At 43.2% G+C, this 16,041-nt stretch carries 16 protein-coding genes; 1 reads left to right on the top strand and 15 read right to left on the bottom strand.

Annotation, left to right across the window (positions count from 1 at the left end):
• Positions 1-71: 71 nt before the first annotated feature.
• The 3 genes from spoIIID to spoIID form a co-directional block, all read right to left on the bottom strand.
• A complete protein-coding gene (gene spoIIID / locus IHV12_RS05545) occupies positions 72-338 on the bottom strand; it encodes a sporulation transcriptional regulator SpoIIID (protein WP_007203593.1) in 267 nt (88 codons plus the stop codon).
• A gap of 530 nt (positions 339-868) precedes the next feature.
• Positions 869-1,843, bottom strand: a complete 975-nt coding sequence (locus IHV12_RS05550) for a M23 family metallopeptidase (protein WP_197190151.1) — start codon at positions 1,841-1,843, stop codon at positions 869-871.
• A 186-nt stretch (positions 1,844-2,029) separates the two neighbouring features.
• Entirely contained in the window at positions 2,030-3,070 is a 1,041-nt protein-coding gene (gene spoIID, locus IHV12_RS05555; protein WP_370568770.1) for a stage II sporulation protein D, read from the bottom strand.
• A 184-nt stretch (positions 3,071-3,254) separates the two neighbouring features.
• On the opposite strand from spoIID, the gene IHV12_RS05560 reads away from it, so the two are divergent.
• Positions 3,255-3,869, top strand: coding sequence for a DUF3298 and DUF4163 domain-containing protein (locus IHV12_RS05560; RefSeq protein ID WP_197190153.1), 615 nt, complete (start codon positions 3,255-3,257; stop codon positions 3,867-3,869).
• A gap of 58 nt (positions 3,870-3,927) precedes the next feature.
• Here the strand turns inward: IHV12_RS05560 and IHV12_RS05565 are convergent, their stop codons facing one another.
• From IHV12_RS05565 to nuoI, 12 genes are all read right to left on the bottom strand, one after another.
• Positions 3,928-5,595, bottom strand: a complete 1,668-nt coding sequence (locus tag IHV12_RS05565; RefSeq protein WP_197190154.1) for a M4 family metallopeptidase — start codon at positions 5,593-5,595, stop codon at positions 3,928-3,930.
• Positions 5,596-5,820: 225 nt separating this feature from the next.
• Positions 5,821-5,967, bottom strand: coding sequence for a lmo0937 family membrane protein (locus IHV12_RS05570; RefSeq protein WP_137791095.1), 147 nt, complete (start codon positions 5,965-5,967; stop codon positions 5,821-5,823).
• 339 nt (positions 5,968-6,306) lie between these two features.
• A complete protein-coding gene (gene murA, locus IHV12_RS05575; RefSeq protein WP_197190155.1) occupies positions 6,307-7,620 on the bottom strand; it encodes a UDP-N-acetylglucosamine 1-carboxyvinyltransferase in 1,314 nt (437 codons plus the stop codon).
• A gap of 30 nt (positions 7,621-7,650) precedes the next feature.
• Positions 7,651-8,397, bottom strand: coding sequence for a YwmB family TATA-box binding protein (locus tag IHV12_RS05580; RefSeq protein ID WP_197190156.1), 747 nt, complete (start codon positions 8,395-8,397; stop codon positions 7,651-7,653).
• A 109-nt stretch (positions 8,398-8,506) separates the two neighbouring features.
• Complete coding sequence (locus IHV12_RS05585) at positions 8,507-8,740, bottom strand: DUF1146 family protein (RefSeq protein WP_137791098.1); 234 nt, start codon at positions 8,738-8,740, stop codon at positions 8,507-8,509.
• 272 nt (positions 8,741-9,012) lie between these two features.
• Complete coding sequence (locus tag IHV12_RS05590; protein ID WP_197190157.1) at positions 9,013-9,201, bottom strand: hypothetical protein; 189 nt, start codon at positions 9,199-9,201, stop codon at positions 9,013-9,015.
• 246 nt (positions 9,202-9,447) lie between these two features.
• A complete protein-coding gene (nuoN, locus tag IHV12_RS05595) occupies positions 9,448-10,980 on the bottom strand; it encodes an NADH-quinone oxidoreductase subunit NuoN (RefSeq protein WP_197190158.1) in 1,533 nt (510 codons plus the stop codon).
• 3 nt (positions 10,981-10,983) lie between these two features.
• On the bottom strand, positions 10,984-12,501 hold the full coding sequence (locus IHV12_RS05600; RefSeq protein ID WP_197190159.1) for a complex I subunit 4 family protein: 1,518 nt from the start codon (positions 12,499-12,501) through the stop codon (positions 10,984-10,986).
• Positions 12,498-14,366, bottom strand: coding sequence for an NADH-quinone oxidoreductase subunit L (gene nuoL, locus IHV12_RS05605; protein WP_197190160.1), 1,869 nt, complete (start codon positions 14,364-14,366; stop codon positions 12,498-12,500). The genes IHV12_RS05600 and nuoL overlap by 4 nt, the downstream gene beginning before the upstream one ends.
• Before the next feature lie 18 nt (positions 14,367-14,384).
• Entirely contained in the window at positions 14,385-14,699 is a 315-nt protein-coding gene (nuoK, locus tag IHV12_RS05610) for an NADH-quinone oxidoreductase subunit NuoK (protein WP_066398890.1), read from the bottom strand.
• Positions 14,696-15,208, bottom strand: coding sequence for an NADH-quinone oxidoreductase subunit J (locus IHV12_RS05615; RefSeq protein ID WP_197190161.1), 513 nt, complete (start codon positions 15,206-15,208; stop codon positions 14,696-14,698). Before IHV12_RS05615 ends, nuoK begins: the two co-directional genes overlap by 4 nt.
• Positions 15,205-15,624, bottom strand: a complete 420-nt coding sequence (gene nuoI / locus IHV12_RS05620; protein ID WP_197128313.1) for an NADH-quinone oxidoreductase subunit NuoI — start codon at positions 15,622-15,624, stop codon at positions 15,205-15,207. Before nuoI ends, IHV12_RS05615 begins: the two co-directional genes overlap by 4 nt.
• Positions 15,625-16,041 lie beyond the last annotated feature (417 nt).

A 16,041-nucleotide genomic window follows, 5' to 3' on the forward strand; every position in this document is an offset into this window, starting at 1 on the left:
TTATTTGATACTGGAACGATGCGGCACATAATGTAATATTGTTTCATCTAACATCCTTCATTCTCATAAACTTACTGAACAACTTCCTCTGTGCCTTTTTTGTACTTTACGCGAGTCGCTTCTCCACCTCTCAAGTGGCGGATGGACTTATGGTATTCGAGGATCTCTTTTACGTTGTTTGCAAGATCTGGATTAATTTCAGGCAGCCGCTCGGTGAGGTCTTTATGCACCGTGCTTTTGGAAACCCCGAATTCTTTTGCGATCATGCGGACTGTTTTTCTTGTCTCCACGATATACCGTCCTATCTTGATGGTTCGCTCTTTGATGTAATCGTGCACACCACTCGCCTCCCTAAAATGGATGTGAGAGATGCGATAGAGACTTGTATGAACAAGCTACGTGACAAGTTTCGTTGTCATCTTCGGCTTATAAGTATTGCTTCCATTCCCCTTTTTCCACCGCAGCCATAGTACGATTTCTCACCGCTCACCCTCAATTGAATTATTGTAGGTTTTGTAACATCTTATTAACCAAGTTTTCGTTATATGCCTAAATCTCAACTGGGACAAGGGGAAATGTCCATATTTGTGAAAAAACCGGCATAAACAGTTGGAAAATTAAGTTATTTAATCGATAAGAATGATGGAAATATTTTTTACGGTACGTGTTTTTATATGTATGACGCGTTCGCCGGTAAACGTGCTTTTTCACCGGTAAAACTTCTGTGACCACCTGAGAACTGCTTCGTTACACCGGATATGCATTCGGGACCACCCGAAAAGAGAAATGTTCCACCGATAAATGGTTGAAACTTAGATAAAAATAAAAAAACTGCCTCGGATTGAACGAGACAGCTTCCTTTTTGCTATTATTCGTTAGCACCAGAGTCGTCTGCTGCAGGAGCATTCGTATCTTCGGCTGATTGAGATGATGATTCTTGCTCACGGTTGGCATCTTTACCATCTTTGCCATCCTTCGTGTCTTTCGTATCTTTTGTACCTTTAGAATCTTTTGTGTCCTTAGTGTCTTTAGAACCTTTGTCTTCAGCCTTTGGTGCTGGCTTCTTTTCTTCAGCAGGCTTTTTCTCTTCAGCTTTCTTCTGCTCTTCTACTGCTTTTTTCTCTTCCGCTTTTTTCATCTCTTTACGAGAGTCATCAACAGCGGTTGCAAGTTGTGCAACAGATTGGTCCCAAGCCATCACTGGGTCGACTGCTTCTCCGTCTTTACGAACTTCGAAGTGTGCGTGGATCTTCGCATCAGTATCGTATGCGTTCTCACCAGCTTGTCCTAAAACTGCGCCTTGCTTCACTTGGTCACCTTGCTTAACAGAGACAGAAGCAAGTGATGAGTAGTGTGTGACTACACCTTTGTCATGTTCTACTTCTACTACGAATCCTAGTGCAGGATCTTTTGCAACTTTTACAACGTTACCACTTAATGCTGCAGTTACGTCGAATGCTTTGTTATCAGCAGTCGCTAGATCGATACCGCGGTTTTGGTAGTAGATATTGTTATAGAATACAAGAGCTGCTTCTTGTTCTTGAGCTGGAGCTTCTGGGCTAAAGAAATCTTTTACCACTTCAATGGCTTCAGGGTCAGAAACGGGCATCTGGAAAACTTCTTTTGTAAGGGATACAGGCACTGCTGCTCCATTGTCCTCTAATGCGCTATCTGGAGTATTATTATTCTCCGTATTCTTCGCATCATTTTGATACCATAGAACAGAAGTTAAAATGACTGCTGCAAAGCTTAAATATACTGCAGGATAAACCCAACGTTTTTTCATAGCACTCTTACCTTTCATCGGTACTGTTTTTTTGTTTTGTTTTTCTTCTTCTTTCATTTTTCATCACCTCAGCAACAAGTTTGAACAGAATTCTGAAAATATATACTTTGGTGCAAAACTTTTTTGAAGATTTCTTTCGACAATTGAAAAAACCGCCGAATGCCTTATGACATCTAGCGGTTTCCTAACAACGATAAAGAGGGGGTCTGACCCGGGTCAGACCCCCTACAATTTCCACACAATTTACTGAGGCTGATACGCGAGCCCCTTGTCAGCGATCGGTTTATAATCCGTTATCTCTATCCCTTTGTAATAATGATTCACGATCTCTTTATACGACTTCCCTTCCTTTGCCATTCCGTTCGCACCATATTGGCTCAATCCCACTCCATGACCGTATCCTCTGGTTGTCACGGTAACTTGCTTTCCTTTTTTCTTCATCTGGAAATCCGTCGACCGCAGCTCCAGCTTCTCTCGTACTTCTTTTCCGGTGAACTCTTTTTTACCAATCGCCCACTTGCCGATTCGTTTTCCACTCGTTGTGGCTACCACTTTTCCGATCTGGCCATCCTTAGTTAGCGAAACGCCGAGTTTCTGTTCTACCGTGCTGACAGGCAGCTGGACGGTCTCTGTATATTTCGGAGACTCTTTTTTATCCCACGGACTTTCTACACTTCTTAAATACGGATATTCGTTTTTCCAATAGTCCTCGGAATTAACAGTAAAGCCATTGCTTGTGGAAAAGAAACTCGCTTGAATCGGATCTCCTTCATACGTTAAAATCTGTCCTTTTGTCTCAGAGACTGCCTTGATGATCTTCTCTATCTTTTTGTTGAAATCATCCCCCCAAAGCGTCTCTAGCTCTTCGTTTCCTTTGTACACTTGATGCATCACCGTGTCTGAGACGACCGCGCCTTCTGGCAGACTATCGTCTTTGCCACGGTTTAGTAGAGCTTTTACAATAAACGTCCGTGCGGTTAACGCTTGTGCTTTCAGCGCTTCTAACTCAAAGTCTGCAGGCATTTCAGAAGCGACCACTCCGGCTACATACTCTTCTAACGGAATGTTCTGCACCGTATCCATCGATTTTCTGAAAACAGGCACGACGATATCTGAATGCGGGACTTCTAAAGCTAGCACTCTCTCAGACGGGCGTGCAGCCTTCTCTTCTTTCCACTGGGGAGGTGCTGATGAAAATGGTAGTACGAGTATCGTCGGGAGAAGGACGATGATAGCGACAAAAATAGCTAGAATCCAAATCAACGGCTTTACATTTACATTCACGTTCCCATGCCCTCCTAGATTGTTATCTACCATACAACTTATACAAAAAGGCGGGCTTTTAGAACACGAAACTAGCATTTTTACAATGAAGAACATACCGGTTTACAAGTTTTATATACGCAGACTGAGACAGGCATTTCCTCGCATAATATGAAGAGATGATCGGCACGAAAGGGTGAACAGCATGGACAGTTTTCAACCTCCTGTCTTGGTTCGTACGCTCACGTATGCACCTGGCAATATTAAGATTTACTACCCGCAGATCGAAAGCAAGATCAATCCTCGTATTGAGCAGCAAGTAAACCGAAGAATCGTTCAGATCAACGAGCAGCTCGCGAATTACCAGAATCCCGAGGCTCGTCCAGGCATGTATGGGGAGTTTGCCGTCAAAACGAACGAAAAGAACATCTTGAGCATCGGTTTCTTAAATTTTGCCTATACGCCCATGGCCGCTCATGGAATGACCTATATCAAATCAGAGACGTGGGATCTTTCTACAGGAAAAACGTATCAGTTAAAAGATCTATTTAAATCCGGAAGTAATTATGTGGAAGTGATCAATCGTCATATAAAAGAACAGCTTAAAGCCAGGCAGATTGACACGCTCGAACCATTCAAAAGCATCCGGCCAGACCAAGATTTTTATATCGCTGATAAATCACTCGTGATCTATTTTCAGCTATACGAGATCACCGCCTATGTATATGGCTTTCCCATGTTTCCTATCTCTGTTTTTGATTTCCAAAACATCTTAGATGAAAACGGACCACTCGGTAAATTGGCGGTGAATGGGTTGTAAATAGACAACAATAAAACCCTGACCTCCACACTCAGAGATCAGGGTTATTTTTATTGATTTAGTTCACACCAACCGCATCATACGATTTTTTAACCGCTGCTACTTCTGGAGAGGTTGCTCCATAAAGGTCAGATGCTGATTGAACAAGAGCTGCTCTTGCTTGGCTGAAGTTTGATGAAGCTGTTAAGTATACCGTGTTAGCGCGGTAGTAGATCGCTCCAACTTTTTGGTTCCCGATCGCCGGAACCGTTACACCATAATGCGTTCCACCGACTGCCAGCAAGTATGCCGCTTTGTTGATGATACCGCTGTTGATATGCACTCCGCCATTGTCACCTGTTCCTGTATAGCGAACCGAGTAATGATCAGGATCTTGGTATTTCGTCGGATCGCTCATCGAACGAAGCGCGTCATTTGGCGTTCCTGGTGTGTAGATATCTTCTCCGATCTCATAGTCCGGGTTGTTATTTTCATGGTGCTCGACTAATGTTCCGAAAATATCGGACATCGCTTCGTTCAATGCACCAGACTCGTTTTGATAGATCAGATCGGATGAGAAATCCGTAACTGCATGTGTTAATTCATGGGCGACAACATCCAACCCGCCTGATAATGAGACGAACGTCGATCCGTCGCCATCACCGTAGACCATCTGCTGTCCGTTCCAGAACGCGTTGTTGTAATTACGACCATAGTGAACCGTTGATTTTAATGCTGCTCCTTTATTGTCATACGAGTTGCGGTTGAAGACTTCTTTATAATAATCGTACGTCGCACCTGCATAATAGTGAGCATCTACAGCCGCTCTGTCATAGGTCGCGTTCAGCTTGTTATCCGCATCTGCCCAAAGTGTGCCCGGTAGCTGTTGACGGTTCTTCGCATCGTATGTAAATACGCCGTTTCCTCGTGTGTTATCTTGCAGGTAGTACTTACCGCTCGATAATAATGTGTTGAGTGATTTCGTATCGCCAAGGACACCCGTCCCTGTACCAATTGCATTCGTTCCTACTAACGATCCTCCACCCGTTGGCGGTGCTTTATGATCACCATGCGCTTCATCCAAGTCGTTATAAGAATTCAGGATCTTGCCTGTAACGGCGTCTACAAAATAATTATAGTTTCCTGGTTCAGGCGATAAAAAGTTCAAGTTCACCAAGTAGGCATAAGTGGCTTTATCTCCATTTGTATACACAACCAGTTCAGATGTTGGATCTGCTTCATATTCCGGTGTGAAACCGAGGTCTTTAACAGCAACTGTTACCGCTTTTGCAGCTGTAATCTTTTTAGCGAACCCTAACCCTGGTTTACTTTGAAGATCAGGAGTAACCGTTCCTGAAAATACAACGAGCTCTCCCTTTTCGTTAACATGCGCAACTTGTGTCGAGCCCCAAATTGGAACTCCTTTATAGGTTTGCTGGATTCTCACTAATTGTCTGCCCAACTCATCCTTTGTAACAGACTTTACCTTGAACGAGTCCTGTGCTTTTTGAGTTCCTAATTTAAATGTTTTCGATTCTTTTTGAAGGTAATTGAATACAACATCCTTTGCCGATTTTGAAGAAGCCTCAGACAGTTTTCCAGATACAAAAGACGGTGTGCCCGTTATGCTGTTCATCTTTTTTGTTGATAAAACATTCACAGGTGCCTCCGCTGATGCTTGTCCTGCTGCTAACGGACTTACGGCAAGACCAAGAGCTAAACCCCATACTGATAATTGCTTTTTCATCCCTTCCGAATCCCCTTTGCTTCATGAATTTTAAAGCCAGTGGATTTATAATAGCACCTTTCTTTGTATTTTCAAACTATTCTTATAATTTTAATTATATCGTACTAAAAGCAAAAATTTTCAACAAAAAGCAGGTATTAGGAACTGTTTTTTTATCTTTGTTCGAGAAAATAAGACGAAAATTTTCCATTAAAAAAAGCTGACTATGAAAGCCAGCTTTTACAGCTATTTCGATTTTCGGCCTTTAATAAAATTTAAAACAAAAACGATCAATGCGATTACAAGTAAGATATGAATGATACCGCCGGCTACTTTAAAAATAACACCTAATAACCACAGTACGACTAATATTCCGATAATGGTCCAAAGCATGAGTTCGACATCCCTTCATTAATATAAAAAAGTATAAGTATACGGTTTAGATTTCCCGAATACGCTATGAATTAAACGGATGGTACCTCTAAAATCTTGGATGAGGGTGGAAAAATATCAATTACAGGTGGTTGAGCATGAATCATAGGTGATAAGGGGCTGCGTTCAGGTGGAACTACACACTTTTTCAGGTGCTCACCACCAGTTTACCGGCGAACGTGTAACAAAATATAAGAACACGTACCGAAAAATTGAAATACAGCTTTCATAACTACAGGATCACTAAGAAAACAGAAAAACCCTTCCTCAACAATGAGAAAGGGTTCCTCTTATCATATATTATGCTAAATTACTTTTTAATGATTGCTCTTCTTTTGCAGGTGTTGTTTTCACATCTTCGTTTACACGCTCGATGTCAGCACCTAATGCAGCCAATTTCCCAGTGAAATCAACATATCCGCGGTCGATGTGCTTCAGTTCAGTTACACGCGTGTAACCTTCAGCGACAAGCCCAGCAAGTACCAAAGCAGCACCTGCGCGAAGGTCAGTTGAAGCAACCTCAGCACCTTGCAGATTTACAGGTCCGTTGATTACAGAAGAACGGCCTTCAATTTTAATATCACCATTCATGCGGCGGAATTCTTCCACGTGCATGAAACGGTTTTCGAATACAGTTTCCGTGATTACGCTTGTTCCGTTCGCACGAAGCAATAGCGCCATCATTTGCGACTGAAGGTCAGTCGGGAATCCTGGATGTGGCATTGTTTTAATATCAACAGGTTTCAATTCACGAGGTCCGCGAACACGAAGTCCGTTTCCTTCTTCTTGAATCTGTACACCCATCTCTTCCATTTTTGCGATTAAAGGACGTAGGTGTTCTGCGATTGCATTTTCAACTAAAACGTCACCTTGTGTGATCGCTGCTGCTACCATATACGTACCAGCTTCAATACGGTCTGGAACTACTGTATGCTCAGCACCAACAAGTTCTTCAGCTCCGACAATGCGGATCGTACCTGTTCCGGCACCGATTACTGTAGCACCCATCGCGTTCAAGTAGTTAGCTAGACATACGATTTCTGGTTCTTTTGCAGCGTTTTCGATGATAGTCGTTCCTTCAGCAAGTGTTGCAGCCATCATTATATTCTCAGTAGCTCCTACACTAGGGAAGTCTAAATAAATCTTTGCACCTTGCAAGCGGCCATCAATTTTTGCTTCGATAAATCCGTTCCCAATCTTTACTGTTGCACCCATCGCTTCAAATCCTTTTAGATGCTGATCGATCGGACGTGATCCAATCGCGCATCCTCCTGGAAGTGCGATACGAGACAATCCAACACGAGCAAGCAACGGTCCCATAACTAGGAATGATGCTCTCATTTTGCGGACATACTCAAATGGTGCTTCAGTTTTCAATTCGTTTGTAGCATCAACAGAAATTTCACCGTTTTCAAATGCTACATCAATATTTAAATAACGTAATACTTCGTTAATCGTAAACACATCAGCTAGACTCGGCACGTCTTTAATCGTGCTTTTGCCCTTACTTGCTAAAATGGATGCTGCGATGACAGGAAGTACGGCATTCTTAGCTCCTTCAACTCGAACAGAGCCTTCTAACCGCCTACCACCACGGACAATGATTTTTTCCAACGATATTCCCCTCCGCGTCCAATTTGTATATTAATATTCAGACGTAATTATTGGTGTGCCAATTGTGACAGTTGTTCCGCTGCCCAATCCTTCAGATCGCAGTGCCACCTGAAGATTCATTTTATGTTGATGACCGGTATAAATCGCTTGTTCCCACTGCTCAGTATATGCAGAAAGCGACACAAACGTCTCTTCTTTTAGTTCCTCGACAGGATCACCAGAAAAGGCGCGTACCAATTCATTTGCTTGCGAATACAAATCAACCACCATTTTATCACCGTATGTACCGGTAACACAAGAGAAAATTTTGGGATTTCCTCCAATTGATTGTTCAACACGGCTATCAATCAGGTTCTGGATTTCTTTCCAATTTTGATTTGTATTTACAAGTCCTTCAACCGCATAAATAAAATACGATGCAGATTGGTCTTTTTGGGGGTATGTAATGACGGTCATTTTCTCTCTAACCCCGATATCATTACGCTCAAATAGTCCGGTCATTTTATAATGTCCGGCTTCATCTTCAGTTACCACCCAGCTAAATTCAGGATAATTACGTTTAAGCTCTTCTGCTTGTTTTACATACCCTAGTCCTTTAGATGCAAAACCTGTTTGACCACGAAAATACATAGTCCATTTGTCAGGCGTTGCCCCGCTCTTCTTTAGAACGTCTATTATATGTGTAACTTCATTTGTTTTTTCATCTGTTTTTGCATATCCAGAAGTAATCATAACCAATAGCAAAATCGCTGTAATCGTCATCGTCCATTTTTTCATTCCCCAGCACATCCTCTCTATTTCTCATTGTTGCCAATGAAACAGAGGATATCCGTGGAAGTTGTAGTCATATTCCGACAAATCCACTACTTCTGTAACAGTTGTGAAATCACCCAAATAGCTGACTAAGATTTTTGGAATACTGTAGATACTTAAGAAAGAAATCGCTCGCAATGCTTGCTAAGCTGATCACTAGAAGTATATATAACACTCTAGCTTGCATGACCTTTCCTTTTTTGATCCATTTATCAAAATGAACGGCCTGCAATGCCCACCAAGAGATCACGAGAAACAATAGATGTACGATGATATGTAACAAAGCTTGTTGTCCGATTGGAATCATTTAAAAGTCTGACCTCCTCATTACATATTTCGACATCTTAAGCATACGTCTTTCCCAACATTTTAGATAGATACTTTTTCCCTAGTAAGGTGTTTTGAAAGCCCTTTCTTTCGATAAGTTCAAAAAGTTGTAACGACTAATAAATGTAAATCTCGATAGAAAGTCGCTTCACTATGATTAGACGAAACAAAACGTAAGAAGTTACGGTAGTTTTGGCTTATTTTTTTGAGGATTTTTTTCGGGTAGGGCCGAGATTTACTTTAAAGCTGTTTTCATAAGCTTTGTTGTTTTTGGAAGTAGTTGATTTCCGTTTCAGATACTCGCTTTCCGCGGGGCAGGCGGTGAGCCACATTCGTACGTTTCACTCTTAAGTGTCTCACCTGGCTAGTTGCAGTGGCTAACCACTCGAGGTCAAAAGTTAAATGGTTAAGATGGCAAAGTGCGCCTTCAAACCCATTCACCTACGGGACTGAACGAGCCACCTCTACTTTGAGGACTACCCACCTGTCCCGCAGGAGTCTCGCATCCTACACTTCAATCAACAGTCAAAGCAGCAATACAAAATTTAAAGCAAACAATCTATCAGAAATAACCTTTAACCTCTAGCTCATATAATTTCTAGGAAAACCTCTTTTTAAGTAAATTAAAAAAGCCCACCAACCTCCAACTAAGGAGAAGGTTGATGGACTATCCTTTGTGCTCAACAATCAATGATCATGTGTATGAACTTCGGTTTCAATCTGCATGAAGAATTCATTCACATCAAAGTTACCGTAAAAGAAATCGAGTGCGAGATCTGGCATAACCCCTAAGATAAGAACGGATGCTGCACAGAAAGCGAGTACGGCAGCCATTCCACCTGGGATTGAAACCTTCGTTCCTTCACTGTCTCGGAAAAACATGATCGCAATGATGTTAAAGTAATACACGTACGATACGAGCGTGGTTGCCATCATTACAGCAGCCAGCCAATATTGTGGCTGTTCAAGTCCAAGCGCGCCCATAAAGATTCCAAACTTACCGATAAATCCAGCTGTGATGGGAATTCCAGCAAGAGAAAGAATAAAGAACGTCATCGGAACCGCGAGCCACGGGGAGCGTCGGAACAATCCGCGGAAAACGCCGATATCATTTGAACCTTCTTGACTTGTTAAAAGCTGAATGACGGTAAACGCGCCAATGTTCATAAACAAGTACGCCAGCAGATAGAACCAAATCAGTTCGAAAATTAATGACGAATTTGACACGAACGGTACTAAAATGTAACCCGCTTGTGCGATAGACGAATACGCAAACATTCTTTTTATATTTCGTTGACGAAGCGCTGTAACGTTACCAATAATCATCGTTGCCGCAGCCAATACCATCACATACGGCTGAACTTGCAGCAGGATTGGTTCACTATCAATGCCTGGAGCCGCAATAAAACAGATTATGATTACTCGTAGCAAGATCACAAAGCCTGCTGTTTTGGACACGACACTCAAGAATGCTGTAACCGGAACAGGCGCACCTTCATAAACATCAGGTGCCCACATGTGTAGTGGAGCAGCCGCGATCTTGAACGTTAGTCCGGCAAACGTGATGATGAACGCGAAGACGATGAGAAAGCTGTGCTCTAACAGTTCAACGTTCCCCATGTTCTCTGCGATTTTGAACAGGTTCGTCTCTCCGGTTAATCCGAAAATGTAACTCATTCCAAAAAGGGTGATGGCCGTAGCGATTCCGCCAGATACAATATACTTGAACGCTGATTCGTTGCTTCGTTTATTGCGCCTCTCAAGTCCCGCCATTACATAAGAAGAAAGAGAGAGAAGCTCCAGACCGACAAACAATGTGATCAAATCAGCGCTAGACGCCATCATCATAGCTCCTAATAAAGCTGCAAGGAGTAAATAATAAAACTCTCCCCGGTTTTCTTCCAGGTCTTCTTTTTTATAATTGGAAGAAAGAACAATCACTAATAACGTTCCTAACAAAAGCAGAATCTTAAACGCTTTTGAGAACGAATCAAGTCTGTACGTATCATACAGAATGGATGTTACTTCTATATCGAGCTGCATAAAAATGGTGATGAGGGCAGCTAGAATACCTGCTCCAGCAAGCCAGGCTAGCGGTTTCCGGCTCGATTCTTTTTTCATAAAAAGATCGATGACAGATAAAAGGGTCGCAACACCTAAGATAATAAATTCAGGAAGCATGACGCTCCATCTAAACGATAATAAAGTATCTAGATCCATGATTTAGCCCCCTAACCCTAGCAGAATACTATCTAATGTTGGACGGAGCATATCACTTAACCATGCAGGATAGATGCCGATGAACAAAATCGCTGCAAGCAAGATAAACGCCGGAATTCGTTCAGTTGATGAAAGATCATGTGCGTTCGATAGTTCTTTTTCAGTACCAAACGTTATCGCTAACACCGCGCGGAGCACATAGACGGCTGTTAAGATCAGCCCTAACGTTCCTACAGCTGCTAACACGGGCATCGTCTCAAACAATCCTAAAAACGCCATGAACTCACTTATAAAACCCGACATTCCGGGAAGTCCTAATGATGCGAGTCCCCCTGCGAGCAAGACTCCTGCAAAGATCGGCATCCTTTTGGCTACCCCACCAAAGTCTTTTAACTGAGATGAACCCGACCGTTCATACAGAACGCCTACTAAGAAGAACAACAGCGCCGAGATCAATCCGTGTGAAACGACTTGGAACACGGCACCCGTCATACCCGCTTCGTTTAATGCGGCGAGCCCGATCAGAACGATTCCCATATGCGAGACAGATGAATACGCTAAGACGCGCTTCATATCACGTTGTGTGAGTGCCAAGAATGCTCCGTAAAGCAGATTGATCACGCCAAACAATCCGATGATAAAAGCGAGTGACTCAAACTGATCCGGAAACAGCCCTGCCCCAAAAACGATCAGACCGTACGCCCCAATTTTTAAAAGAATTCCTGAGTGAAGCATAACGATCGGCGGTGGCGCTTGAACGTGGACCCTCACCATCCAAGAGTGCAGCGGTGCAACCGGCAGCTTGACAGCAAACGCGAGTAGAAGTGCGATCAGCATCCCCATCTTAAAACCCTTCGTGATGTTCATCTCGTTCAGTTCAGATTGCGGAAGCGAGAATGTGTAAGCTAGTTGCTCAAAATTCATCGTTCCCGTCTTCATGAACATCGCCACGAACGCAATTAGAAGGATGGCTGAACCAACACCGTTATAAATCAAAAAACTGTACGCAGCTTTTTCTTTTTCAAGATAACCCCATCGTCCGATGAGAAAGAACATCGGAATGAGTGTGATCTCGAAGAAAATAAAGAACAAAAATAAATTTTGTGCGGCGAACACGCCAATCATGCCCATTTCAAGCAAAAAGAACAATATGAAGTAACTTTTCCAATTCTTTTTGATCGAAAAGGATGCAATGGCAGCAAGGACACTCACTACCGTTGTTAATAAGATGAGCACCATCGATAGACCGTTAACACCGACTTCATAAAAGATCGGATAGCTCACATCACCATTCGTTTGAAAGACTTCATAAGATACCCACTGAAATTTCTCAGCAAGCTGAAGGCCTTCACCCGATTTATTAAAAGCAGACAATGTAACGAGTGCTGTTCCGAGCGGAAATAATGTACCTAATATCCCGATCCATTTGATCGATTTCTCATCATGAGATGGAGTAAATAGGAGAACCAAAACGCCTAACAACGGGGAAAAAATTAAGATCGATAGAAGCCATGTGTTCATGTGAAGTACCCCCCTGTTAATGCGACGATCAGCAATAAAATCACGATGCCAAAGATGGCGAACGTACCATATGATTGGACCTGCCCATTTTGAAGGCGCGACCCTAACTTACTCAGTCCTTGAACAGCACTCACAACGGCTGCCACGAGTCCGTCAACGATATATCTATCAAACAAGGCACCAAGCTTGCTCAAACCCTTCGTTCCTTTAACGAAAGTTGCGTCGTATCCTTCATCAACGTACCACTTGTTGTAGATTACGTTGCTAAGTCCTGGCAACGATCGAGTGATCCAATCGCGTGAAAGCGCTCCTTTTTGGTAGATCAGATAAGCAAGCCCGATTCCTAAAAGAGACGCTGCTGTCGCCACGATCGGAATCCAGCTAGGACCGTGATGATCTCCATGCGCTAGTTCAACAGGACCTCCTGCTAAGTAATCCGTTAAAAACGTACCAAACCAAGCTGTATTCAGATAACCTGCCACGATTGCTAGAACACCTAGTACAATCATCGGAAGCGTCATAACACTTGGTGACTCATGTACCCCACTCTGATCACCGCGTGGTTTTCCTGTAAACACAAGGAAAAATAGACGGAACATATAAAACGCCGTCATAAAAGCTGCCACGACTGCCAGCCAGAACAATCCGTAACGACCATCTGCGTAGGTACTGGCTAAAATTTCGTCTTTTGAAAAGAAACCGGATAGAAGCGGAACTCCTGATATGGCTAGAGCACCAATTAAAAAGAGAGGCCCTGTCAGCCGGAGCTTTTTCCAAAGTCCGCCCATCTCTTCTATGTTTTGTGTATGTACAGCATGGATCACGCTTCCTGCAGCTAAGAACAATAACGCTTTAAAGAATGCGTGCGTTGTTAAGTGAAAGATACCTGCCACATAGCCGGATGCGCCAAGTGCGAGCATCATGTACCCTAGCTGACTGACCGTTGAGTACGCCAGCACGCGTTTGATGTCTTTTTGCATAAGTCCGATCGAAGCCGCAAAAATCGCCGTGACTCCCCCTACTACAGCAACGACCGTTAGTGCCGTTTCTGAAGCTTGGAAGAGCGGATACATCGCAGCGACCAAGTACACCCCAGCTGCAACCATCGTTGCCGCATGAATGAGCGCTGATACGGGTGTTGGACCTTCCATCGCGTCCGGCAGCCACGTATGAAGAGGTAGCTGACCTGATTTTCCGATCGCTCCTACAAAGATACATAAAGCCGTAAGTGTCAGCATGCCAGAAGATATATCACCATTTCGAACAGCAGCAAAAATTTCGTCATATTCAAAACTACCAACCTGCCAAAATAGCAAAACCATTCCTATAAAAAGACCAACGTCCCCAATTCGGGTCATCACAAAAGCCTTTTTCGCTGCGGCTTTTGCTTCTGGTTTAAAATAGTAGAATCCGATCAACAGAAACGAACCAAGTCCTACAAGCTCCCAAAACATATAGAGCTGTAATAGATTCGGAGATAGAACGAGGCCGAGCATCGCAAACGAAAACAATCCTAAATACGCAAAGAACACAGGAAACCGTTCATCGCCATGCATGTATCCTTTTGAATAAAGATGTACAAGAAAACTGACGAGTGAAACGATCACAAGCATAAGAGCATTAAGCGGATTGACTTCATATCCCATCGTGATGGCCTGCTCACCAATCTCAAACCAAGTGCCTTCAACCTTAATTCCGTCACCTTGCCACACCGCCATCCAAACCCCGATAGAAAGAATGAGCGATAATCCGGTTAGAAGCACACCGATCCATGCAGTGCCCTCACTTTTTGATTTTCTGAAAATCAGCAATAAAACGAAGGATAAAAGCGGGAACAACGGTATAAGCCAACTATTCTGCAACATAATCGTCCATCTCCTTCCTTATCGCTTCATCGTATCCATCTCATCCACGTTGACCGTCTGTCTGTTGCGGTACAGTGCTATGAGAATCGCAAGTCCGACTGCCGCTTCTGCCGCAGCAACCGTGATCGTAAACAGCGAGAAAATCTGACCTGTTAATCCAGGGTTTATTGAGTATTTAGCAAATGCCACGAGATTAATATTTACCGCATTCAACATTAATTCGATCGAAATCAGTACGATGACTGCATTCCTTTTGGTTAATGCTCCAAACAAGCCGATGCAAAAAAGGATCAAGGCAAGCGTTAAGTAAGCTGCTAAAGGAACAGAGCTCATTTTTTTGCCTCCTTTTCATCGTCATCCCGCTTTGCCAGAATGATAGAACCGATCAAGGCAACAAGCAGCAAGACAGAAGTTAACTCAAACGGAATGACATAATGCGAATACAGCTCGATTCCGATCTTTTTCGTATTATCAATATGAAGCTCTGCGTTCTGCTGACCAAAATCAAGGTCTTTGATCTTGCCGTACATGATCAGGAAGAAAAGTCCGATCGCAAGCCCCGTTAAGATGACTTTTAACCGTGGTGTACGCTTTTCTTTTTCCTGATGACGAGTGAGCATGATTCCAAACAGCATGATGATGGTGATTGCTCCTGAATAGATAAGAACCTGCACAACGGCAACGAACTCTGCTGATAGTGTGATATAGATTCCTGCAATGGCAATGAACGTAAAAATAAGAGCAACAACCATGTGAACGACATTGGATAGGTTAATAAGAAGAACGCCGCCGGCAATGGCTGTTAAAGCGAGAAAGAAAAAAGCGATCATTTCACCGGTCATGCTTTGTTCTCCTTTCTAACATTCTCGTCGTTCTCATCGAGCCACTCGAGGTTTTTGAAAAGTTCATCACGGCTGTATTCAGCAAGCTCAAACTGATTTGTCATAACGATCGCTTCAGTCGGACAGACTTCTGTACACAGATCGCATAAAATACAGATTTCGAAGTTAATGTCGTACGTATCAATGATCTTCCCTTTTTTCGCAGGATCTGGGTGCGGTTTCCCCGTTAACTGAATGCAGTCGGTCGGGCAGATCTGCGCGCATTGGTTACAGACGATGCATTTTTCGGGATAGAATTTTTGAATGCCGCGGAAACGGTCAGGCATCTGAATCGGCACGTCTGGATAGCTTGTTGTGATGTTTTGCTTTGTTAGGTTTTTGACGGTATAGCTTAAACCTTTTACAAGACCTTTCATCCTGAGATCACGCTCCTTATGCGTTGGTCTTTCGATTGGTAGAGCATTTTGAAAGTGTTGATTTCCGCTCCAGGTTGCTCGCTTTCCGGGGGGCGTGCGGTGAGCCTCTTAGTGCCTTGCACTGTTAAGAGTCTCACCTGTCTAGTTACAGTGGCTAGCCCCTCGAGGTCAAAAGTTAAATGGCTAAGAAGGCAAAGTGCGCCTTCAAACCCATTTATCTTTTGCTTGTCGGGGCTGAACAAGCCACTTCCACTTTTCGAACTGTCCCGCTGATCCCCCAGGAGTCTCGCACCTTGCGCTCCAATCAACTATTCGAGGAAGTATGCTTGTAATACTTCCAATGATTTGTAGCCTGACCTTCGAAACTTAAAGTTATGGCTAAGGTCATTCTATAAGATTCTTTTTTCTAGAAGTTTC

This window comes from Fictibacillus sp. 7GRE50 (assembly GCF_015903875.1).
GTDB classification, from domain to species: Bacteria; Bacillota; Bacilli; order Bacillales; family Fictibacillaceae; genus Fictibacillus; species Fictibacillus phosphorivorans.

Coding starts and splice junctions, on each gene's coding strand:
- IHV12_RS05550 (WP_197190151.1), bottom strand. CDS start 1,843: ATGAAAGAAGAAGAAAAACAAAACAAAAAAACAGTACCGATGAAAGGT.
- IHV12_RS05560 (WP_197190153.1), top strand. CDS start 3,255: ATGGACAGTTTTCAACCTCCTGTCTTGGTTCGTACGCTCACGTATGCA.
- IHV12_RS05565 (WP_197190154.1), bottom strand. CDS start 5,595: ATGAAAAAGCAATTATCAGTATGGGGTTTAGCTCTTGGTCTTGCCGTA.
- IHV12_RS05570 (WP_137791095.1), bottom strand. CDS start 5,967: ATGCTTTGGACCATTATCGGAATATTAGTCGTACTGTGGTTATTAGGT.
- IHV12_RS05580 (WP_197190156.1), bottom strand. CDS start 8,397: ATGAAAAAATGGACGATGACGATTACAGCGATTTTGCTATTGGTTATG.
- IHV12_RS05585 (WP_137791098.1), bottom strand. CDS start 8,740: ATGATTCCAATCGGACAACAAGCTTTGTTACATATCATCGTACATCTA.
- nuoN (WP_197190158.1), bottom strand. CDS start 10,980: ATGGATCTAGATACTTTATTATCGTTTAGATGGAGCGTCATGCTTCCT.
- IHV12_RS05600 (WP_197190159.1), bottom strand. CDS start 12,501: ATGAACACATGGCTTCTATCGATCTTAATTTTTTCCCCGTTGTTAGGC.
- nuoL (WP_197190160.1), bottom strand. CDS start 14,366: ATGTTGCAGAATAGTTGGCTTATACCGTTGTTCCCGCTTTTATCCTTC.
- nuoK (WP_066398890.1), bottom strand. CDS start 14,699: ATGAGCTCTGTTCCTTTAGCAGCTTACTTAACGCTTGCCTTGATCCTT.
- IHV12_RS05615 (WP_197190161.1), bottom strand. CDS start 15,208: ATGACCGGTGAAATGATCGCTTTTTTCTTTCTCGCTTTAACAGCCATT.
- nuoI (WP_197128313.1), bottom strand. CDS start 15,624: ATGAAAGGTCTTGTAAAAGGTTTAAGCTATACCGTCAAAAACCTAACA.